The organism is Pantoea dispersa (genome assembly GCF_035783935.1).
GTDB lineage: Bacteria > Pseudomonadota > Gammaproteobacteria > Enterobacterales > Enterobacteriaceae > Pantoea > Pantoea dispersa_C.
Map to the genome: position 1 here is coordinate 207,755 of NZ_JALKOV010000003.1, position 22,390 is coordinate 230,144.

Annotated in this window: 20 protein-coding genes, 1 tRNA gene and 1 pseudogene; 12 read left to right on the top strand and 10 right to left on the bottom strand. The window is 56.0% G+C overall.

What is annotated here, in order from left to right; genetic code table 11:
* Positions 1-26 precede the first annotated feature (26 nt).
* The 7 genes and pseudogenes from celB to MXF20_RS08110 all read left to right on the top strand — a co-directional run bounded on the left by celB (position 27) and on the right by MXF20_RS08110 (position 7,706).
* Positions 27-1,382 carry a PTS cellobiose transporter subunit IIC gene (gene celB / locus MXF20_RS08080; RefSeq protein WP_325968703.1) on the top strand — a complete coding sequence of 452 codons (1,356 nt, stop codon included), beginning with the start codon at positions 27-29 and terminating at the stop codon, positions 1,380-1,382.
* A 162-nt stretch (positions 1,383-1,544) separates the two neighbouring features.
* The gene (locus MXF20_RS08085) at positions 1,545-2,156 is read left to right on the top strand and encodes a glutathione S-transferase (RefSeq protein WP_325968704.1); all 612 of its coding nucleotides are present in this window, start codon (positions 1,545-1,547) and stop codon (positions 2,154-2,156) included.
* 14 nt (positions 2,157-2,170) lie between these two features.
* A complete protein-coding gene (locus tag MXF20_RS08090) occupies positions 2,171-4,237 on the top strand; it encodes a pyridoxamine 5'-phosphate oxidase family protein (RefSeq protein WP_325968705.1) in 2,067 nt (688 codons plus the stop codon).
* Between the two features lie 359 nt (positions 4,238-4,596).
* On the top strand, positions 4,597-5,637 hold the full coding sequence (locus MXF20_RS08095) for a nucleoid-associated protein (RefSeq protein WP_058770655.1): 1,041 nt from the start codon (positions 4,597-4,599) through the stop codon (positions 5,635-5,637).
* Entirely contained in the window at positions 5,621-7,069 is a 1,449-nt protein-coding gene (locus tag MXF20_RS08100; RefSeq protein ID WP_325968706.1) for a hypothetical protein, read from the top strand. Before MXF20_RS08095 ends, MXF20_RS08100 begins: the two co-directional genes overlap by 17 nt.
* A gap of 200 nt (positions 7,070-7,269) precedes the next feature.
* Positions 7,270-7,506 (top strand): annotated as a pseudogene (locus MXF20_RS08105) (RAQPRD family integrative conjugative element protein); the annotation flags it as partial.
* Positions 7,497-7,706 (top strand): TIGR03758 family integrating conjugative element protein, encoded by a 210-nt coding sequence (locus tag MXF20_RS08110; RefSeq protein WP_325968708.1) that lies wholly within the window; start codon positions 7,497-7,499, stop codon positions 7,704-7,706. The pseudogene MXF20_RS08105 and the gene MXF20_RS08110, both read left to right, overlap by 10 nt.
* Before the next feature lie 195 nt (positions 7,707-7,901).
* Here MXF20_RS08110 and MXF20_RS08115 read toward each other — a convergent pair.
* Positions 7,902-7,977: transfer RNA gene (locus tag MXF20_RS08115), tRNA-Phe, on the bottom strand.
* A 193-nt stretch (positions 7,978-8,170) separates the two neighbouring features.
* Here MXF20_RS08115 and MXF20_RS08120 point away from each other — a divergent pair.
* From MXF20_RS08120 to MXF20_RS08140, 5 genes are all read left to right on the top strand, one after another.
* On the top strand, positions 8,171-9,496 hold the full coding sequence (locus MXF20_RS08120) for a PAS domain-containing methyl-accepting chemotaxis protein (RefSeq protein WP_325968710.1): 1,326 nt from the start codon (positions 8,171-8,173) through the stop codon (positions 9,494-9,496).
* Positions 9,497-9,589: 93 nt separating this feature from the next.
* Positions 9,590-10,813: a SpoIIE family protein phosphatase gene (locus MXF20_RS08125; RefSeq protein WP_325968712.1), complete on the top strand. Its 1,224-nt coding sequence runs from the start codon at positions 9,590-9,592 to the stop codon at positions 10,811-10,813.
* 10 nt (positions 10,814-10,823) lie between these two features.
* A complete protein-coding gene (locus tag MXF20_RS08130) occupies positions 10,824-11,375 on the top strand; it encodes a SiaB family protein kinase (RefSeq protein WP_058770658.1) in 552 nt (183 codons plus the stop codon).
* A gap of 6 nt (positions 11,376-11,381) precedes the next feature.
* Positions 11,382-11,768: a DUF1987 domain-containing protein gene (locus tag MXF20_RS08135; protein ID WP_238561203.1), complete on the top strand. Its 387-nt coding sequence runs from the start codon at positions 11,382-11,384 to the stop codon at positions 11,766-11,768.
* The gene (locus MXF20_RS08140; protein WP_325968715.1) at positions 11,765-12,475 is read left to right on the top strand and encodes a GGDEF domain-containing protein; all 711 of its coding nucleotides are present in this window, start codon (positions 11,765-11,767) and stop codon (positions 12,473-12,475) included. The genes MXF20_RS08135 and MXF20_RS08140 overlap by 4 nt, the downstream gene beginning before the upstream one ends.
* On the opposite strand, the gene mrdA is transcribed toward MXF20_RS08140, so the two are convergent.
* From mrdA to osmY, 9 genes are all read right to left on the bottom strand, one after another.
* Positions 12,476-14,365: a penicillin-binding protein 2 gene (mrdA, locus tag MXF20_RS08145; protein WP_325968716.1), complete on the bottom strand. Its 1,890-nt coding sequence runs from the start codon at positions 14,363-14,365 to the stop codon at positions 12,476-12,478.
* A gap of 216 nt (positions 14,366-14,581) precedes the next feature.
* Positions 14,582-15,295: a purine-nucleoside phosphorylase gene (deoD, locus tag MXF20_RS08150; RefSeq protein WP_277977717.1), complete on the bottom strand. Its 714-nt coding sequence runs from the start codon at positions 15,293-15,295 to the stop codon at positions 14,582-14,584.
* A gap of 34 nt (positions 15,296-15,329) precedes the next feature.
* Positions 15,330-16,553, bottom strand: a complete 1,224-nt coding sequence (deoB, locus tag MXF20_RS08155) for a phosphopentomutase (RefSeq protein ID WP_325968718.1) — start codon at positions 16,551-16,553, stop codon at positions 15,330-15,332.
* Between the two features lie 94 nt (positions 16,554-16,647).
* A complete protein-coding gene (gene deoA, locus MXF20_RS08160) occupies positions 16,648-17,970 on the bottom strand; it encodes a thymidine phosphorylase (protein ID WP_325968719.1) in 1,323 nt (440 codons plus the stop codon).
* A gap of 111 nt (positions 17,971-18,081) precedes the next feature.
* Positions 18,082-18,861, bottom strand: a complete 780-nt coding sequence (gene deoC / locus MXF20_RS08165; RefSeq protein WP_325968720.1) for a deoxyribose-phosphate aldolase — start codon at positions 18,859-18,861, stop codon at positions 18,082-18,084.
* A gap of 434 nt (positions 18,862-19,295) precedes the next feature.
* Entirely contained in the window at positions 19,296-20,072 is a 777-nt protein-coding gene (locus MXF20_RS08170; RefSeq protein WP_325968721.1) for a TatD family hydrolase, read from the bottom strand.
* Entirely contained in the window at positions 20,069-21,121 is a 1,053-nt protein-coding gene (locus tag MXF20_RS08175) for a patatin-like phospholipase family protein (RefSeq protein WP_325968722.1), read from the bottom strand. Before MXF20_RS08175 ends, MXF20_RS08170 begins: the two co-directional genes overlap by 4 nt.
* Before the next feature lie 177 nt (positions 21,122-21,298).
* Positions 21,299-21,460, bottom strand: coding sequence for a DUF1328 domain-containing protein (locus tag MXF20_RS08180; protein WP_007893192.1), 162 nt, complete (start codon positions 21,458-21,460; stop codon positions 21,299-21,301).
* Positions 21,461-21,558: 98 nt separating this feature from the next.
* Complete coding sequence (gene osmY, locus MXF20_RS08185; RefSeq protein ID WP_021507660.1) at positions 21,559-22,149, bottom strand: molecular chaperone OsmY; 591 nt, start codon at positions 22,147-22,149, stop codon at positions 21,559-21,561.
* Between the last annotated feature and the right edge of the window lie 241 nt (positions 22,150-22,390).

Consider the following 22,390-nt stretch of genomic DNA (forward strand, 5'->3'; position numbering starts at 1 on the left):
TGCGCCATTGTGCCCGAGGAGGCCCTATGTCCAACCGTAATATCATCGAACGTTATGTGCTGCCCGCCGCGCTCAAGGTGGCCGGGCAGAAGCATGTGCTGTCCGTGCGGGACGGCATCATTCTCAACATGCCGTTCATGCTGATCGGCAGCTTTTTTCTGATCTTCGCCTACCTGCCGATCCCGGCCTGGGGCCATCTGATGGCTGACCTGTTCGGCGACAGCTGGCGCAACAAACTGCTCTACCCGGTGCGTGCCACCTACGACATCATGGCGCTGATCTCCAGCTTCGGCATCGCTTACCGGCTGGCGGAGAAATACCGCACGCTCGACCCGCTAACCAGCGGCGCGATGGCGCTGGTAGCGTTTGTAATGACCATTCCGCAGCAGACGCTGTTCGCCCCGGTTGAAGGCGCGCCCGCGCAGCTGGTCACCGGCGTGCTGCCAATTTCGCTGATCGGCAGTCAGGGCCTGTTCGTGGCGATTGTGATTGCACTGCTCTCCACTGAAATCTACCGCTTTGTGCACAGCCGCAACCTGGTGATCAAGATGCCGGAAGGCGTGCCGCCGGCGGTGGCGAAATCGTTCCTCGCGCTGGTTCCCGGCTTCTGCGTGCTGGCTGTGGTGCTGCTGCTGCGCCTGGCGGTAGAAGCCTCGCCGTTCCACGACATCAATAACCTGATCGCCACGGTGATTGGTCTGCCGATGCACCACGTCGGCGGCACGCTGCCGGGGATGATTTTCTCGGTGCTGCTGATTGGCATTCTGTGGACGCTCGGGCTGCACGGTGATGCCATCGTGCTGGTGTTCATTCAGCCGGTATGGCTGTCGAACATGAGTGAAAACCTCGAAGCCTTTCAGCATAACCAGCCGATTCCGCACATCTTTACCCAGCAGTTTTACGATTTATGGATTGCGCCCGGCGGCACCGGCGCCCTATTGGGGCTGGTGATCTTTATGCTGATCCGCGCGCGCAGCCGCCAGATGAAACAGCTGGGGAAAATCGCCGCGCCGGCCGCGCTGTTCAACATCAGCGAGCCGCTGGTGTTTGGTATTCCGCTGGTGATGAACCCGTACCTGTTCCTGCCGTTTATCCTGACGCCGGTGCTGCTGGTGATTGTCTCGTGGGCGGCAATGAGTAGCGGTCTGGTGGCGCCGCCGGCCGGCATCGCCCTGCCCTTTACCACGCCGATCTTCGTCAGCGGCTATCTTGCCACCGGCGGCCATATTTCCGGCACGGTGTTGCAGGTGGTCAATCTGACAATTTCGCTGGTGATCTACTATCCGTTTTTCCGCGTGTGGGATCGCCTGAAGCTGCGCGAAGAGCTGCAGAACGAACAGCAGGCGCAGGCTGCCAGCGGCAGCGCCGTCGTGCCTTCCTGAATCACGCCCTCTACCGGGTGCGCCCTGCTGCGCACCCGGCTGCATCCTTCCACTTTTTGCAATAATGACTTCGCAGATCTGGCTATTCTGCCCGCCATGCGGCTGTGCGAACCTTAGGCCACGGCCTGGGATCACCCCGACCACAACCTGAGGAAACACATCATGAAACTCTACCATCTGGCGCTCTCCGGCCACGCTCACCGCGCACTGCTGGCGCTGTCACTGCTTGGCATAGCGCATGAAACGGTCGACGTCGACCTGCCTGGCGGCGAACATAAAACCCCGGCATTTCTCGCCATCAACCCGTTCGGTCAGGTGCCGGTGCTGGAAGACGAAGGCGTTTATATTGCGGATTCCAATGCCATTTTGGTCTATCTGGCGAAGAAATTTAACCGCAGCGACTGGCTGCCGGAAGATGCGCTGGGTGCCGCCCAGGTGCAGCGCTGGCTATCGGTCGCGGCCGGTGAACTGGCCTATGGCCCGGCAGCGGCACGCCTGATTACCGTGTTCGGTGCCAAATTCAATGCTGAAGAGGTGCTGGCGCGCGCGCACCTGCTGCTTTCGCGGCTGGAGAAACATCTGCACCAGCGTGAGTGGCTGGTGGGCGACCATCCCACCCTTGCTGATATTGCAATGTATAGCTACCTGGCCGGTGCCCCGGAAGGCAACGTTGAGATGGCCGCTTACCCTGCGGTGAATCAGCTGCTGCGTCGTATTGAAGCGCTGCCCGGCTTTGTGCCTTTTCCGCAGACCGCCGCCGGCCTGCGCGCCTGACAGGAGCCAGCATCATGGGCGAGAAACTGACCACGCTGCCGGTATGGCATGAAGGTGAAATTGCGCTGCAGCAGCAGGCGGGTGTGGCGGAGCGTATGGCCGATGTCGGGCCGCGCGTGATCCGCGATTACATGCCGGATCAGCATCGTGACTTTTACGCGCAGCTGCCATTTATCGTGGCCGGCAGCGTCGATGCACAGGGTGATGCCTGGGCCACGCTGCTGGAGGGCCAGCCCGGTTTTATCTTCTCGCCCGACGCCACCACGCTGGATATCGCGGCGCATCCCGACGCCAGCGATCCGGCCGCCGCCGGCATGGCCGATGGCGCGCCGGTGGGCCTGCTCGGCATTGAACTGCACACGCGGCGGCGCAATCGCATGAACGGCGTGGTGACGACGATTGGCGGTGGCCTGCGCGTGCAGGTAGACCAGAGCTTCGGCAACTGCCCGCGCTATATTCAGCTGCGCGATTTCCGCTTCGATCATGCGCCCGGCAGGGCGTATCAGGGCGAAGTTGAGACGCTCAGCGCGCTGGATGACGCCGCGCGCGCCGCCATCGGGCAAGCCGACACGTTTTATGTCACCACCTATGCCGACCTAGCGCGCCGTCAGGTGGACGTTTCGCATCGCGGCGGCAAAGCCGGTTTTGTGCGCATCGGTGCCGATGATGTGCTGACCATTCCAGACTTCAACGGCAACCTGTTCTTCTCCACCCTCGGCAACATGGTACTCAACGGCAAGGCCGGGCTGCTGTTTATCGACTACGCCAGCGGCGATGTATTGCAGATGAGCGGCGATGCCACGGTGATAACCGACTCCGCCGAAATCGCCGCGTTTCAGGGGGCAGAGCGTCTGTGGCGCTTTAGCGCGCGCCACATCGTGCGCCGGCGCGCTGCCCTCGCCCTGCGCTGGGCTGATCAGCCAGACGGCATATCGCCCGCCTCGCTGATGACCGGTGACTGGCCGTCCGCCAGCGAACGCCTGCAGGCGCAGCAGCTGGCGGCGCAGTGGCGACCATTTCGCATCACGCAGATCGTCGATGAGAGCGCGCAGATTCGCTCGTTTCATCTTATGCCGGATGATGGCGCTGGCGTGCTGCCGCATCTGGCGGGCCAGCATCTGCCGATCCGCCTGACGCTGCCGGGCAGCGCTAAGCCGCTGATTCGGCAATACACGCTGTCGGTTGCGCCGTCGGACGGTTATTACCGCATCAGCGTGAAGCGCGACGGAGCCGTCTCGCAGTATCTGCACGATGCCCTGCGCGTCGGCGATCGGCTGGAGGTGCGCGCACCGGCCGGTGACTTCACCATTGATGCACATGAAACGCGGCCGGCAGTGCTGCTGGCGGCGGGCGTTGGTATCACGCCGCTGCTGGCGATGCTGCGTCATCTGATTTATGAAGGACGACGCAAACGCCGGATGCGCCCGGTGTATTTGCTGCAGTCGGCGCGTACCCTGGCCGAACGCCCGTTTGCGCGTGAGCTCGATGCGCTGCTGGCAGCCAGCGAAGGTGCCTTGAAGCTGGTGCGCGTGCTCAGCCAGCCGGGTGCAGCCGAAGCCGGCGTGGATTACGACGTCACCGGACGCATCGATATGGCGCTGCTGTCGCAGGTGCTGCCCTTCAACGATTACGATTTCTATCTGTGCGGCCCGCCGTCATTTACCCAGGCGATGTATGACGGACTGCGCGGCCTGAACATTGCCGACGCGCGTATTCACGCCGAAGCGTTTGGTCCGTCGTCGCTGCAGCGTCAGCAGGAGGATGCGCCAGAGCCCGTCGCGCTGCCGCCGGTGGCGACCGAAGCGGTGCCGGTGGTGTTTACAGAGTCACTGAAAGAAGCGCGCTGGACACCGCAGTCCGGCACGCTGCTGGAGCTGGCCGAAGCGCACGGCCTGAGCCCGGCCTACAGCTGTCGCTCCGGACATTGCGGCAGCTGTAAAACCAGACTGGTGCAAGGCGCGGTGACTTACACTTCCCGGCCAGGCATCACGCTGGCGCAGGATGAAGTGCTGATCTGCTGCGCGGTGCCGGCGCAGCTCGAAGACGGGGACGGGGACGCGGCGGTGCAGCTGGCGTTGTGAGGTGAGTGCCCGGCAAGCCGGTTATTCCAAGTTATGCATGGATCATATTCGGGGTCAGGATGAAATTGAAAACATTACTAACATCACAGCGTATTAATCAACGGGGAGCAGGTCATGACGACGATGTGCGAAGCTTGACTAGCGCAAAGCCGCCAACAGGCAAGCCAAGCTAACAGCGCGGCAATAATTTAAGCTTTAGGGTTGCTAAGCATCATTTCCTAGAATGATAGCTCAGGACAAACCTCATAACCGCATGAAATATCTGGATTTAAAGTTACATTTAAAAGATTGTATCTATCAGAAATGTTAATTATTATGTTGTATGCAAATAATTCTAAAAATCTTAATCAGGAATTGGTATGAGCTTTCTAACGGATGAAGAAATAGACTCTCTGGCAATCAATAGAATGATTTTTCACGTTGTAGGTAAAGGCCTTCAAACTCCAATTTATTTAAAAGAGATATCACCGCCACTCTATCCAGATTTTTTTCTTGAGAGAATAAAAACAAGCTTAAAGGGTAATCTGTTTGAATTTCTTGATTTTTCAAATGTTGAACGAATCCTTAGAATAATTTCTAATACAGCAGATCAAAATCCAAATTGTTTTTCAGATGAATCAAAACAATTGGCTACTGATTTTCATTCACACCATACCGGTAATGCAAGTAAAGGCGTCTTTCTGCTTTTTGAGCTTACAACCATTCTTGGAAAACTTTACGCATTAATTAAATACGAAAATGAAGATGTAGTGAGATACGTGCTGGAAGATGATGTTGAAGTCGCTCACGTACCAAAACTTGAACGTTTTAGCGAATCATTTGTTAAAAAAGCAGATGCTATTCAAAAAGTTGCGCTGGTACGTTTTAACGAAAAGTCCGGTGGTCAAGTTATTGTTCTGGACCGAAGTAATCGCTCCCACATCTCTGATTACTTTGAGAAATTCTTGTTAGTTAAACGTGTAAATACAGAAACAGATTTAACTAAAAAACTCATAGCTGTCTTAAAAAAAGTCTTCAAGGAAAACGCTGCTATCCTCCCTGATGTAATCAAAAGAGAAGGAATCAACAGAATATACTCTCATTTGAAAAGTGCAGAATTTGAATTTAATACCTCTGAACCTAGCGTTTCACTTTCAGTTATTTTCGGCAATCTAACTGAAGACTCTCCTATTCTAACCTCATTCAACAAAGAAGCAAAAAGCCATGGCATTCTTGGTGAGTCTTTTATCATTAGACCTGAAAATATTACGAGCCCAAAGAGAAGGAAGATTGTTACCGAAGAGAATGTCATCATTATTTTTGATGACAATATCGAACCTACTAAAACGCCATTAGCGGATGGTAGAACAGAAATTAAAATCATTACGGCAGGGATAACATTAGATGATTTCGAGCCTTGAGTGCATTCAGCTTGCTATCTTTATTTCACGCAAATGTGAAAACTTATTGATCACTGAAGATATTGTAGAAAAAGGCACTCACTTTTTCCTAAAAGCTAAAATGTCTCGTGAATGTTTATCTGCTTGGAATGCTGTGTATCAACTTAATTTGGGATGGTTGGATTTTACCTTCAAAGACAGCACACAAAATTCTATGGCACCTTCAGATGCTGATGATGATGAGATTTGCACTATAAATATTAAGGTTTTTAGTCTTGGTAACTATTTATTATCATTAGAGGGATGGATAAGTTTTCTTTCATCATCAACTCAACCCTATAACTGCGCTGAAATATATATATTGGGCTGCGATAAGCAATTTGAAAACTTTTCCTTTAAAGTAAAACCTTGGTTAGGTGATCCAATATCTAGGCCGAAGGATGCAGCAAAAGCAGAATATAAAATTAGAAACTATGTTAAAGCTCAGTCTTACAAAGCAGTCATACCTGATTCTCTTTATCCATGGCTTTTAAAGGTACAATCATCTAACAATGTATTTTTTGAAGCCTGGAAAGTTGAGGCGAGCAAAAACATTCTTATTTCGCTAGTTAATGAAATTGATAGAGAAGATGAATCGTTCAACGTCAAATTAAGCGGAAAACCTCCAAAGCATTTAGAGTTCAAAAATAAAAATGTAGGTGATGAATTATTTGATGATTTACAATTAATAGGTAGTTGGGTTTACAGTAAAGTCGATGATATTGAAGTAAAACATACGCTTTTCTCATCAGAGCTTGCTAGGGAATGGCCAGATAATACAACCCTTGAAAAAGGATTTTTGAGTAAAGGGAGAGCAGCATTTGATTCTGCAAAACTACTTTTCAAAGCTCATTTACGCACATCCAGTAAAGGCACGCTTAAATCTTTAGGCGATTTAAGAAAAGGGTTGGTAGATGATGTTCAAAAAATGACGCAACAAACTAAAGACATAGCATCATCTCTGTGGAAAGATCTGGCTATAGTCATGGCAACGGTCGTATTAAAGTATTCCACTGATGCAGCAAAGATAACATCACTAACATCAGCTTATGGTTTCATTTTTTTGGCGCTGAGTGTTTATCTGTTTCTTTCATTTAAAATTAACAACAAAATAAATAACGACCATATTTTGTTGATGGATGAAAGTAGAATAACCTGGAGAAGATCACTTTATTCTTTCATGGATGAGGATGATTATAAATCAATGGCAGGAGACGTCATTGGAAAATCAATCGGCACATACCATTCAGTATCTCGAATTATTGGATGCATTATTTATATAACATCTGCTTCATTACTATACTTATCACTTCATATATTGTCTTTTGCAGACTTGATATCATCATGGATAGTTAGCCTTCACTCCGCCTGGATGGTATATTTCGATAACCTTCTTTTGGCCATAGGCTATTGATTTTTTGTGTATAACCATGAGGATTTATAATTAGCAAAAAACATTAAACTTTATTTAAAAGGACACCCCAGTTTTTACCCAATGTAATCTAAATGCCTCAGAGCAACCTCGGGATTAACATCATGTTGAATAAAATAACTTTTACCATCATTGTATTAGCCACATTCAATTGTTTATCACCCTAACTAGACGAACTCGCCACCACCCAACGCCTACTAGACCAAATCCAGCTTTCTTCCGACCAGACCCGCACCGTCGCCGCGCAGTCCGATCCGAATAACCGCCGCCGTTACCTGTTCGATTACAAAAAAGCCAACGAAGACCTCAACATCATGCGTGCTGGCATTGACCGCTACACGCAGCCTTCGCGTGCGCAGCCGCTGGATTACGGCAAGGTCAGCGGCGATTACACGCGAGACCGCCCGCTATGGCGATGATTACCGCGCAGATTAACGCGTTTAAAACGGCATCCGGCAACATCGATATTAGCGTTCTGTATCTTGTGTCCTTTGGGCTACTACTGTGCGTGCTGTTTCTCTGGGCAGCCTGGGCTGCAGTGGATGTCTGGCATGGACGGGCAAATACCAAAGTAAGGGATGCCGCGCTTGCCCGATTTGTTATCTGTTCTATGGCTTAACCGATCGTCTGCATCTGGATGTTCGCCAGTTAACGCAGACATTTTCGAAGTGCTTTTACCCGTCAGGTTGCTTAAGAGGAAGGCTCATACTGGATAGCTGAAGCATTACAGTGACCTCAGCAGTCAAAGTGACCAGAAATCATTGGTGCTTCAAAAAGCAAAAACCCAGCCATAAAGGCTGGGTTTTCAGAATGTTGGTGCCCGGACGCGGAATCGAACCACGGACACGGGGATTTTCAATCCCCTGCTCTACCGACTGAGCTATCCGGGCAACGGGGCGCATTAAACCTTACTCGCGCCGTACCGTCAAACGCTTTTCGGTAAAAATCAGCTGACTGCTGCCTTTTGCAGCAACCGCCGGACCCGATGGTAAAAACCTGCGCAACCGGGCTATTTAGTGGTGGATTTTTAGCCACCCACGCCGATAACCGTGCTGACATCCCATAACCATAATAAGGTCCACTATGTTCAGCACTATTACATCGGGAATCCTGTCGCGCCTCGCGCGGCAGAAACGCAGTCACAGCAGCGCAACGCTCAGTTCGCTGCAGGAGGCCATCGCCATGGTCGAGTTTACGCCTGATGGTCACATCCTCACCGCCAACGCGCTGTTTCTGGAGCGCATGGGCTACACGCTGGCAGAAATTGTCGGCCAGCATCACAGCCTGTTCTGCACGCCGGATATGGTGCAGTCATCGCAGTATCGCGAGTTCTGGCAGCGTCTGAATCGCGGCGAAGGCTTCAGCGATAAGTTTTTGCGCGTGGCGAAGCACAGCCGTCCGATCTGGCTGGAAGCCAACTACGTACCGGTGCAGGATCGCCACGGCCGGGTGATTAAAATCGTCAAGCTGGCGAGCGATATCACCGCGCGCATTATGGATGCGCAGGAGCAGCGCGCCATGACCACAGCCATTGAGCGTTCGATGGCAGTCATCGCCTTCAACCTCAAAGGTGAAGTGCTGATGGCCAACGATAACTTCTTTAATACCATGGGCTATCGCGCTGATGAGATTATCGGCCGTCATCACAGCCTGTTCTGTCCGCCCGACATGCGCACCAGCGAGGCCTATCGCCGCTTCTGGCACAAGCTCAATCAGGGTGAATATATCTCCGGCCAGTTCGAGCGCGTCAATAAGCAGGGCAACACCGTCTGGCTGCGCGCCACCTATAATCCGGTGTTTAACAGCGCCGGCGAGCTGTACAAAGTGGTGAAGTTCGCCACCGACGTTACCGCGCAGGTGGAAAAGAACCAGCTGGAGCGTGAAGCTGCGCAGCAGGCATGGCAAACCGCGCTGCACACCAGCGAAAGCACCCAACAGGGTGCGATGGTCATTGAGAACAGCGTGCAGAATATCAACGCGCTGGCCAGCGAACTGCACGGTATTTCAGGGGATATCAACGATCTGAGCGACTCTTCCGATCGCATCGGCGCCATCGTGGAGAGCATCCGCCGCATTGCCGACCAAACCAATCTGCTGGCGCTCAATGCCGCAGTCGAAGCCGCGCGCGCCGGTCAGCATGGCCGCAGCTTCGCCGTGGTCGCCAGTGAAGTGCGCACCCTCGCGGCGAACATCAATCGTGCCACCAGCGAAATCGAGAGTCGGGTGAAACATAATCACCAGCTGGCGGATAAGGCGCAGAAAGGCATCGCGTCGAACCTGAAGCGTGCCGATCAGGGCGTGGCGCTCGCGCAGCAGGCAGGCGGTGTGATTGCGGAGATTCGCGGCAGCTCCAGTGAAGTGGTGCGCGCCATCAGCCACGTCGCCGATACACTAAAAGCCCCGCAGTAAGCGCCGCGGCGTGCGCGGCACGGTGATGACATAAAAGTGTCATCGCCGTGTCGTAGCCTAAGATTATTCCTAACCAACGCCAGAATCCTTCTTATGCAGCTGCCTGATTCACCCACCGGGCTTAGCGCCCTGTCGGCCCGAGCCCGTGCGCGTTCGCTGTGTATTGCCGTGCCGTTCGTCACGCCAGCGATGGACAACACGGCGGTCATGGCGCTGTTTAGCGAACACAAAGATTTGATTGGCCTGCCGGTGGTGGAAAACGGCACGCCGTTCGGCATGATCAACCGCCACATCTTCCTGTCGCAAATGACGCGCCCGTTCTTCCGTGAGCTGTACGATCGTAAAAGCTGCATCGCCTTTATGGACAAACAACCGCTGGTGATCGATGCCGAAACCGAACTTGATCGGGTCGCGCAGCAGGTGGTTGCCAGCGGGGATAAATCAGTGACCGATGGTTTTATCGTGACCGAACACGGCCGCTATATCGGCATCGGTCTGGGTATCGACCTGATTCGTACCGTCTCCGATTTGCAGGCGCAGCAGCATCAGCAAATTTTACAAAGCATCGATTACGCGCGGGTGATTCAGGACGCGATGCTGGACCGCTCGCGGCAGCAGATGGCGCAGCAGCTGAGCGACTGGTGCCTGCACTGGCAGCCGCGCGACGGCGTGGGCGGCGACTATTACGCCTTTCACCGCGACGAGCACGGCTGGCTGGCGCTGATTGCCGACTGCACCGGCCACGGCATTCCCGGCGCGTTCATGACGGTGATTCTGCACGCGGCGCTGGAGCGTGCACTGCAGCACAACCATCGCACGCCGTCCGCCCTGCTGCAGGCGCTCAATCGCCATATCAAACAAACGCTGGGCCAGCTCAACGCCTCGCAGCAGACCTCGCTGTCCAACGACGGCTGCGATGCGATTGCGCTGCGGCTGGAGACGGCCAGCCATCAGCTGAGCTGGGCCAGCGCGCGCATGCACGCCGTGCTGCAGCCGGTACAAGGTGAAGCAGCCGCGCTGCAGGCCGATCGCGTCGGCGTTGGCTACACCGATACACCGCACGACTATTGCTGGCCGCAGCAGCAGCGCACGCTGCAGCCCGGCGATGTGCTGCTGGTGATGAGCGACGGCGTGACCGATCAACCCGGCGGCGCGCGGCACATCATGTTCGGCAAAAAGCGCATTCAGACGGTCATTGAACAACATAAAACCCTGCCGATGGCCGAGCTCTCCACGGCGTTTGCGCAGGCATTTCTTCACTGGCAAGGCAACCAGCCGCGACGCGATGACGTCACCTGGTTTGGCCTGCGTTATTAACGAGCTTCCTATGCATCCAGCTTCCTCCGGCACGCACCTGCCGCCCGACAACGTTGCGCTGCACTATACCGGCTTCTTTTCGCCGCAGAACATCACTGCGATGGGCGAAGTGATCAAAGTGTTTCTGGAAAACCAGCAGGCGCCGGTCAAAGTGCGCCGCCGGCTGTTCTCCAGCTTTGTCGAGATTGTGCAGAATATCCTGCGCTATTCGCAGGACAGCCGCACCCTGACCCATGCCGAACAGGACTTTCGCTTTGGCACCGTGACGCTGCACGTAGACGGCGATAACTACGTGCTGGAGAGCAGTAATCAGGTCGATCAGGCCGCCTGCGAGCAGCTGCGCGACTGGCTTGAGGTACTGCGCACCATGAGCAACGACGAAATTAAGCAGGCCTATCGTATTGGCCTGCGCGCCGAGAGCCCCGCCACCAGCAAAGGGGCCAATATCGGTCTGCTCACGCTCGCCCGTGATGTCAGTGAACCGCTGGAGTATGAACTGCGTCCGCTGCCCGCCAGCGGCTTCGCCACGTTTTGGCTTAAAGCCACCATTCACCAGGATTGATGTTGTATGCAAAACCTTATGATTGCTGCCACTGAGAGCACGCCCGAAGTGAGTTTTGATTTTGCCACCCACCAGTTTGCGCTGCGCGGTGAGTCGTGGCCGGAGAACGCGGCGGCGTTTTATCGCCCGCTGCTGGATGCGCTTGAGCAGTGGCAGCCTGGGGCTGATAGCGCTGTGGAGGTTCATATCGCGCTGCGCTACTTCAATAGCTCCAGCACCAAAATGCTGTTCAGCCTGTTCGATCAGTTTAACCAACTGGCGCAGCGCGGTCAGCGCGTCACGCTCAACTGGCTGTTTGATGCGGAAGATGACATCGCGGAAGAGTTCGGCCAGGAGCTGGCGCTGGATTTTACCGATCTGCAGGTTAATCTGCAGGCGGAACTGGCGTCATGATTGACCTCAATGAGCTGTTCCGGGAAGAGAGCGAGGTGCTGACCCGCTCACAGGACGTGGCGGCGCAAAGCTCGCTGAGCGCACAGGATTACCGCGCGGCGCTGCTGCACCTGAATCGCCACTATCAGCGCCTGATGCGCGAAACCTGGCGGCTGATCTCGCGCAGCGACCGCGCCGAACGCGAGCTGAACCGCGTGAATGAGCAGTTAAACCAGCTGGCGCAGGAGCTGGAGTACAAAGCCAGCCACGATCCGCTGACGGCGGTGTGGAACCGTGGCGCGATTATTCAGCGCATCAGCCAGACGCTGGAGAGCGGCCCGGCGGCGCTGATCATTCTGGACATCGACCACTTTAAGAAGATCAACGACGAATACGGCCATCCGACGGGCGATAAGGTGATTTGCGGGCTGGTGACGCGCATTCAGGCGCACTGCCCGGCCGGTGCCAGCATTGGCCGCATCGGTGGCGAAGAGTTTACCGTGCTGCTGCCGCACTATCGCCTGTCCGACGCGGTGATTGTTGCCGGTGCGATTCACGCCTCGCTTAACGCCTCGCCGCTGGCGGTGCTGCCGCAGCAGCTGGTGACCGCCAGCCTCGGCGTGAGCTACGGCAAGCCAGGCTCCGATTTCGACACGCTGTACAGCAATGCCGATGCCGCGCTCTACGACGCTAAACACCACGGCCGCAACCGGGTATTTTTCCGCTGATCAGTGCACCTGCGCGGTGCTGGCGGTCTGCATCGGCACGCTGCTATCCGGCGGCGGCAGGAAGATGTGGTCGAGGATATTACGCATCACCGGCGCGGCCGTAATGCCTTCGTTACCGCCGTTTTCCAGAATCAGCGCCACCGCCACCTGCGGGTTATTAAACGGCGCAAAGGCGGTATAAAAAATGTGGTCGCGCAGGCGCACCGGGATCATCTTCGCGTTGTAAGTCTGGTTCTGTTTCAGGCTGAACACCTGCGACGTCCCGGACTTGGCGGCGATGCCGTACGGCGCAGTATGGAAATATTTATAACCGGTGCCGTTGGGCGCGTTGGCCATGCCGAACATGGCGTGGCGCACCAGCGACCAGTAGGGTGATTTCGCATCGCCAATCTGCGGCTGCGGCGCGGTCGGCTGATAAGCCTGCTGCCAGGTGCCGCGCTGCGCTTTGGCCAGCAGGTGCGGATTAATCACCCGGCCGTTATTGATCAGCGCCACCATCGCTTTCACCATCTGAATCGGCGTGGCGATCCAGTAGCCCTGACCGATGCCCACCGAGACCGTATCGCCCTGATACCACACGTGCTTATGTACTTTCTGCTTCCATTCGCGGCTTGGCAGCAGCCCGGCGTACTCTTCATTCAAATCGATACCGGTGGGTTTGCCGTAGCCAAACTGGCTGAGCATGCTGTGGATGCGGTCGATGCCCATCATGAACGCCACCTGATAGAAAAAGGTGTCGGCAGACTCTTCAATCGCTTTGGTGACGTCGAGCATGCCGTGGCCGGACTTTTTCCAGTCGCGGTATTTGCGATCGGTGCCCGGCAGCGTCCAGGTTGGCGCACCAAAAAAGGTGGTGCCCGGCGTAATCACTTTGCTGAGCAGCGCCGACATCGCCATGTAGGGTTTTACCGTCGATGCCGGTGGATACAGCCCCTGAGTGACGCGGTTGATCAGCGGCAGGTTTTTATCCTGCAGCAGCGTTTTATAGGCTTTGTAGCTGATGCCCTTCACGAACGGGTTGGGATCGTAGCTCGGGCTGGAGACCATCGCCAGCACGCCGCCATCGTGCGGATCCTCAATCAGCACCGCCGCACGCTGCCCGGCCAGCTGGCTCTCGACATACTGCTGCAGATGCAGATCCAGCGTCAGCCAGATGTTTTTGCCCGCCACCGGCGGCACCTCTTTCAGCACGCGCACGATGCGGCCGTGGTTATCCACTTCCACTTCCTGATAGCCGGTTTTGCCGTGCAGCAGAGATTCGTAGTAGCCCTCAATGCCCTGCTTACCGATGTTGTGGTCGGCGGCGTAATTCTCCCCGACGCCCTCGGCATTGAGCCGCTTGTAATCGTTATCGTTAATCTTCGACACGTAGCCGACCACGTGCGCCAGATCGGCGCCGTACGGGTATTCCCGATCCTGATAGGTATCAATGGTGACCCCGGTGAAGCGGAACTGATTGACCGAGAAGCGCGCCACCTCTTCGTCGGTGAGCTCGGCCTTCAGCTCCACCGGTTTATAGCGGCTGCTCTGCTTCAGTTCATGCTCAAAGGTTTCGATATCATCCGGTGTCAGATCGACGATAGGCGTCAGCGCCTTCAGCGTCGCCTGCATATTGTCAATTTTGTACGGCGTGACGAGGATGTCGTACCAGGTGACGTTGCGCACCAGCGGGATGCCGTTGCGATCGAAAATCAGCCCGCGCGTTGGCGCAATGGGGATCATTTTGATGTCGTTCTCGTTGGAACGCGTCTGGTAATAGCTGTGCTGATCCACCTGTAAGCGATACAGGTTGATGCCAAGAATGGTGAAGCAGATAACAACCAGGGCAAACGCCACCAGTGCGCGGCGCACAAACAGTTTCTCTTCGGCTTCGAAATTGCGGAAATTCATCAGGGGTTTAGTCTCTTCATTATCACGCTAATGATAGGGAGAGATCGCCGCAGAGCCAGCAGGAAGATGCACAAGCCTGGGTAAAAGTGTGTCAGATGTTTACGGTGGGGCTGCTGTGTCAGGAATGCGGGACAGGCCGATGACCGTAGCTCGATCGGTCCCCTCTCCCGCGGGCGGGAGAGGGTTAGGGTGAGGGCGAAGGAAAACCCAGGGAAATTAATCCCCCAGCAGCACCGACTCCAGCGCGATCTTAATCATATCGTTGAACGTCGTCTGACGCTCTGCCGCGGTGGTTTGTTCGTGCGTACGGATGTGGTCCGACACGGTACAGATGGTCAGCGCTTTGGCACCAAACTCTGCCGCCACACCGTAGATGCCGGCCGCTTCCATCTCTACGCCGAGGATGCCGTACTTCTCCATCACGTCGAACATCTGCGGGTCCGGCGTATAGAACAAATCAGCCGAGAAGATGTTACCGACGCGCGCGTCCACGCCCAGCGCTTTAGCCGCGTCAACCGCGTTACGCACCATGTCGAAATCCGCGATGGCGGCGAAATCGTGATCCTTGAAACGCATGCGGTTAACTTTTGAGTCGGTGCAGGCGCCCATACCGATCACCACGTCACGCAGCTTCACGTCCGCGCGCACGGCACCGCAGGAACCCACACGAATGATCTTCTTCACGCCGAAATCGGTGATCAGCTCTTTGGTGTAGATCGAGCAGGATGGAATACCCATACCGTGGCCCATCACGGAGATTTTGCGGCCTTTGTAAGTGCCGGTGTAGCCCAGCATGCCGCGTACGTTGTTCACTTCAACCACGTCGTCGAGGAAGGTCTCGGCAATGTGTTTTGCACGCAGCGGATCGCCTGGCATCAGCACCACGTCCGCGAAATCGCCCATTTCGGCATTAATATGAGGAGTTGCCATTGTTGTTCTTCCTTATCAAAAAGTGGTGGCTGTTTTACAGCAAGCTTTTGCCGTAGTCCATGCTGGACAGGCCAAAATAGCTGGCGATGGTCTGGCCGATATCGGCGAAGGTATCGCGGTAACCCAGCGAGCCCGGTTTTACTTTTGGACCGTAGATCAGAATCGGGATGTGCTCGCGCGTGTGCTCGGTGCCATGCCAGCTCGGGTCGCAGCCGTGGTCAGCGGTGAGGATCAGAATATCGCCCTCTTTCACCAGCGCCATCAGCTCCGGCAGACGACGGTCAAACAGCTCCAGCCCACCGGCATAACCGGCGATATCGCGGCGATGGCCCCAGGTCGAGTCAAAATCGACGAAGTTGGTGAACACTATCGAGTTGTCCGGCGCCTGCTTCATCTGCTCAATGGTGGCGTCAAACAGCGCATCCAGACCGGTGGCTTTGACCTTTTGCGTGATGCCCTGCTCCGCGTAGATATCAGCGATTTTACCCACTGAAATCACTTCGCCGCCCTTCTCGTCCACCAGCTTTTTCAGCATGGTCGGTGCCGGTGGTTCGACCGCCAGATCGTGACGGTTGCCGGTGCGCTGGAAGTTACCGGCTTTATCGCCGACGAACGGACGCGCGATCACACGACCAATGTTATAGCCGCCGTTGGTCAGCTCTTCACGCGCGATTTCACACAGCGCGTACAGGCGATCGAGGCCAAAGGTCTCTTCATGACAGGCAATCTGGAACACCGAATCTGCCGAGGTGTAGAAAATCGGCTTGCCGCTTTTCATGTGCTCCTCGCCCAGCTGGTCGAGAATTACCGTGCCCGAAGAGTGGCAGTTGCCGAGGTAGCCCGGCAGATCGGCGCGTTTTACCAGCGTATCCAGCAGTTCCTGCGGGAAGCTGTTCTCTTTGTCGCTGAAGTAGCCCCAGTCAAACAGCACCGGCACCCCGGCGATTTCCCAGTGGCCGGACGGCGTATCTTTGCCCGAAGAGAGTTCGCTGGCGTAGGCGTAAGCGCCGATAATTTCCGCCTGTGGATCCAGTCCCGGCGGGAAGCGGCCGGTAGAGAGTTCCGCCGCTTTGCCAAGGCCGAGCGCAGTCATGTTGGGCAGATGCAGCGGACCTTCGCGGCCTTCATTGGCGCGGCCTTCAAAGCACGCTTCGGCGATATGGCCGAGCGTATCCGATCCTTCATCACCGAATTTATCGGCGTCTTTGCTGGAACCGATCCCGAAGGAGTCGAGAACCATAATAAAAGCACGTTTCATGCAAGTCTCCTGCGCCATAGCGCGATGACAAGTCAAAAAAAAGCGATCAGATCAGTATACCCGAACGGCCGCTGCCTGGCACGCAGTTACGCCACTATTCGCTGATGCGGCGATACACCACCGGCGTGGCCTCCGGAGCGTGGTCGCTGAGCGTTATCGCCGCTTTCACTGCCGCAGCGGCCTGCTGCCACTGCGCTTCCGAGGCGGCATGAATCACCGCCAGCGGCTGCTGCGCGTTCGCCTCACTGCCGAGCGCGATCATCTCGCTGAAGCCCACGCTGTAATCGATGCTGTCGCTGGCGCGCTGACGGCCACCGCCCAGCGCCACCACCGCCATGCCCAGCGCCCGCGTGTCCATGGCGCTGACGATGCCGGGACGATCGGCGTACACCGCTTTGCTCAGCGTTGGTGCTGGCAGGTAGCGGTCCATCTGCTCGATGAAATCCGTCGGGCCGTTCTGCGCCGCCACCATGCGGGCAAACACCTCAGCCGCTTTACCGTTATCCAGCACCTGCTGCAGTTTTTGCCGCGCTTCGGCTTCGTTTGCCGCCAGTTTGCCGGAGATCAGCATTTCGGCGCACAGCGCCAGCGTGACGTCCAGCAGCCGCGGATTGCGCGCCTCGCCGGTGAGGAAGTGCACTGCTTCGCGTACTTCCAGCGCATTACCGGCGCTCGACGCCAGCACCTGATTCATGTCGGTGAGCAGCGCGGTGGTTTTGCATCCCGCGCCATTGGCAACGCCGACAATCGCCTGCGCCAGCTGCTGCGAGGCCTCAAAGGTTGGCATAAACGCCCCGGATCCGACTTTGACATCCATCACCAGCGCGTCTAATCCTTCGGCTAATTTTTTGGCGAGGATCGAGGCGGTGATCAGCGGAATCGAATCCACGGTGGCGGTGATATCGCGCGTGGCGTAGAACCGCTTGTCCGCCGGTGCCAGCGAGTTGGTCTGACCGATAATGGCAACGCCGACCTGTTTGATGATCTGGCGGAAGCGATCGTCGCTGGGGAAGATATCGAAGCCAGGAATGGCTTCCAGCTTATCCAGCGTGCCGCCGGTGTGACCGAGGCCGCGCCCGGAAATCATTGGCACGTAGCCGCCGCAGGCCGCCACCATCGGACCCAGCATCAGCGAAGTCACATCGCCCACGCCGCCAGTCGAGTGTTTATCGACAATCGGTCCGTTGAGATTCAGCGCCTGCCAGTTGAGCACCGTGCCGGAATCGCGCATCGCCATGGTCAGCGCCACGCGCTCTTCCAGGTTCATGTCGTGAAAATAAATCGTCATCGCCAGCGCGGCGATTTGCCCTTCTGACACGCTGTTATCACGCACACCGTTGATGAAAAAGCGGATTTCCGCTTCGCTCAGCGGCTGGCCGTCGCGTTTTTTACGAATAATTTCTTGTGGCAGGAACAAGGTTGCCTCCCCGGAAAAGCGATGTATCGCTGAATGACAGCCGCCAGATACGCAGCCATGCGTACCTGAGGGCAATGACACCGTGGGCCGCCATTTTAGCGACCGCGTGGATCAATAACCGGCTTTGCTGGTCGCCGTGGCGTGACCCAGGGTATTCAGCAGGCTGGCCAGCAGGCTGGAAGCGCCAAAGCGGAAATGACGCGCATCCGCCCAGCCGCTGCCGAGAATATCGTCGGCCAGCTGCAGGTAAATAGCCGCATCTTCCGCCGTGCGCACGCCACCAGCCGGTTTGAAACCTACCTGCTGCTGCACGCCTTTATCGCGGATCACCTGCATCATGATTGCCGCCACCTCTGGCGTGGCGTTGACCGGCACTTTACCGGTAGAGGTTTTGATGAAATCCGCGCCGGCATCGATCGCGATTTCGGACGCTGCACGGATCAGCGCGTCTTCTTTCAGCTCGCCGGTTTCAATAATCACTTTCAGCAGTACGTTCGCCGCCGCACAGGCCTCTTTACAGGCTTTTACCAGCGCAAAGCCGACGTCACGATTACCGGCAATCAGCGCACGGTACGGGAACACCACGTCAACTTCATCCGCGCCGTAGGCGATTGCCGCACGGGTTTCCGCCAGCGCGATGTCGATATCATCGTTGCCGTGCGGGAAGTTAGTGACGGTTGCGATGCGAATCTCCGGCGTGCCCTGCTCGCGCAGCGTTTTACGCGCAATCGGGATAAAGCGCGGATAGATACAGATCGCCGCCGTGTTACCGGCCGGTGATTTCGCCTGATGGCACAGCGCGATCACTTTTTCGTCAGTGTCGTCTTCATTCAGGGTGGTCAGGTCCATCAGTTGCAGCGCGCGTTGCGCGGCGGCGTTCAGATCGGTCATGGTGCTCTCCAAAGTCAGGCCGGTGAAATCTGCTCACCGGAGAATGTGATAATTATAACAATCCGCATTCTGTTGATTTGCGAGATTTGTCACAGGGAAAAGAAAACTGAACTCATCAATACATAAATTTAGTGATTTTAATCACATTAAACCGCTATTCAGCGCCACAGCGCAGCACGGTTTGATTGTGATTATTATCACAAATGTTGCCGCAAAAAGGTATCGGATATCGTTAAAGCGTAGCTAATTTGCGATAGAGAGGTGGGTGTAAGCGGATCATCAGAAGTCGCAGAGGCGTTGTCGCGGCGCGATTTATCGCGCAATAGCTTGCGCCGCGACCAAAATTGCAACGGCCATTAAGCAGAGTTAACACTTCACTGACCGTAATGGCGCTGTTCCATGAAGTGAGATCGCGGCAGGCGCAGGATCATGGCTCAACCCGGCAGCGCGAACAGACGCAGGCTGTTGTGCCACAGCGCGTCGGCGATTTCGTCGGGCGATTCCGGTCGCAGCTGGCACAGCACCTCAAACACGTTACGCGCCCGCTCCGGGCGATTCGGCTGGCCCTGAAAACCGTGCAGCGGCATATCCGGCGCATCGGTTTCCAGCAGCAGCGCCTGCAAGGGCAGGCTGGCGATGGTGTGGCGGGTTTTGCTGGCGCGCGCATAGGTGATGGTGCCGCCGACACCAATCGCGTAGCCAAGGGCGATAAAACGCTCCGCCTGCTGCTGGCTGCCGGCGAAGCCGTGCACCACGCCGCGTCGCGGCACGTCGTGACGGCGCAGATGCTGCGCCAGCTGATCGTGCGTACGTCGCGAATGCAGGATCACCGGCAAATCATAGCGCTTTGCCAGCTTCAGCTGCGCATCCAGCAGCCGGGTTTGCCGCGCAAAATCCGGCGCATCCATATATAGATCCAGCCCGATCTCCCCGATCGCCACGCGTTTTACATCCGGCGTTTGCAGGTACTGTTCAAGGCGGTCGAGGTCGTCATCCTGATGTTGCGCAATATTGATCGGGTGCAGCCCGAGCGCGCTGTACAGCGCCGCATGCTGCTGCGCCAGCTGGCTCACCACGGCAAAACGGCTGGCATCGACGCACGGCACGATGATACGTTCAACGCCCGCCTGTGCCGCCTGCGCGATACTGGATTCAGCAGCCGAAACGAACGGCGGAAAATCAAAGTGGCAGTGGGTATCGATGAATCTCATGCCAGCGATCCTGCATCGAAATCGGCGTCGTTGCCCGCCAGCGGTGGCGTGCTGACCGCCCGGTTGTCCGGCGCGTTGGCGGCAGCGGCAGGTGGCGTCACGGCAAGCGGTCGCGCCAGCGGTTCGGCATCACTCAGCCACTGGCCCAGCGTGGCGAGGAAATAGCGCCCGCTGCGGCGGCCCAGATGATAATCCTGATTCAGCGACGCCAGACGGCTGCCCAGCGCCATGCTGGCCAGCGGCTTCGGCGGATAGATCTCAATGATGCGCAGATTATCCGGCGGCTGTTCAATGAACTGCTGAATCTGGCGATAGCTCTCTTCATGCTGATGCAGAATATTGATCATCGGCTGCAGGGCGCTGTCGCCCAGCCAGCGCTCCATGCGCTTAAACCACTTCGGCGTATAGGCCATCTGTGACGGCACGGTGCGGATCACCACAATGGTATCGGCCCCGCGCCGCGCTGCTTCGCGCACCGGAATCGCATCGCTGATGCCGCCGTCGAGATAGCTCACGCCATCCATCAACACGCCGCTGCGGTAGAAGCCAGGGATGGCGCTGGACGCCTTGATGATGTCGTGCCAGGTCAGGTTGGTGGGATTGAAATACTGCGCGCTGTAATCATCGCTGCGGCAGGCGCACATGTAGAATTCGCTGCCTTTGGCAAACAGGCTTTCGGCGCTGCTCAGCGCCAGTGGAAACTCCTGTCGGGTGATATCCACCAGCCAGTCGAGATCGATCAAATGCCCGCCGCGCACAAAACGCAGCGGATCGAAAAACAGTTTACTGGTGGTGTAACGGGTAATCACGCGCCGCGCATAGCCGGGCTGCGCGCAGACAAATGCTGAGAGATTTTGTGCACCGGCCGAGGTGCCGAGCATCAATTGAAAGGGGTTGAAGCCTGCGCGCTGAAATTCATCCAGAACGCCCGCAGTAAAGATGCCGCGTTGCCCGCCGCCTTCGCAGACCAGCGCAATTTTTTTGGATTTGAACGGAGTGAGCGCCAGCGGCTCAAAGGTGTCCAGCGACACCGGGATGCGTATTCCCAATGAATGTCCCTCAGTTTTGCTGCTCTGAGGGAGGCGCTCAATCAGCATCCCGGAGAACCAGTCATTGTCGTTCCCTGACCAACCGCATTCTGCAAGCGTCGCGGCGCACCTTCAATGGTGGCAATGACTGGTCTCCGCTTTACGTGACTAGCGGGTTAACAATGTTAACGCAGTGGGTCAGGGTCGTTTGCGCCCGGTAAACAGGCTTACGAGGAACAGAATAATACCGACAATAAAGACAATTTTAGCTGCCCATGCTGCCGTACCCGCCAGACCGCCAAAACCTAATGCTGCAGCAATCAGAGCGATGACCAGAAAGATAATACCCCAACGAAACATAAGCCTCTCCTTTACCATAGTGAAAATCGAACTGCTTATTCTTCACATCACTGTTTTTAATACGCAACGGCACCGTTGGTGATGCCGTTGCGGTTGCGTTAAGATTTCACCTTGAGGTCATTCTTCACGCTTTTCACGCCTTCAATGGCTTTGGCGATCTTCTCAGCCCGATCGGACTGGGCCTGATTCGCCACTTCCCCGGACAGCTGTACCACGCCATCGGTAGTTTCCACCTTCACGTTGCGCGATGGCACAATGTCATCTGCTAAAAGTTTAGCTTTTATTTCACTGGTGGTTGCTGCATCACCTGCATAACCTTTCAATGAACTCTGTTTGCTGTCTCTGACGTGTAGTTTATCGCTGACGGATTTCACCCCTTCCACCTTCTGCACCAGCGCCACGGCTTTCTCGGCCTGATCCTGTGAGGTGACAAAACCGCTCAGCGTAACCACGCCCTGCTGCGTTTTGACGGAGATATCCGTACTTTTAATTGCTTCATCGTCCACCAGTGCGGCTTTGGCTTTGGCGGTGATGCCGCTGTCATCCATAAAGCCATCGACTTTTTTCATAGAACTATCGATTTTGGAACCCGCGCTGCTGCTGGTATCAGCCGCCATCGCCGCGCCGCTTAACAGCGCAGTACCGGCCAGTGCAGCAATCAGGGTTTTAGCAATCTTAGTCTTATTCATCGATATCATCCTTCTATCAGTTAACCCACTCGCAACCGCGAATGCGTCAGCAACACACCACGTTGCTGCGTGATGGACGTAATCAGACCTGCAGGTCCGTTTTCTCGTCCGACAGAATAATCATAGTAGGGATTACAGCTTTTGCTGGCTTTTGTGGTTGATATCTCGCCAAAAAGCGATAACCGCAGCGCAATTAAGAGGAGTCTGTATAGGAGAAAACCGGGCCGCACAAATTGACAGC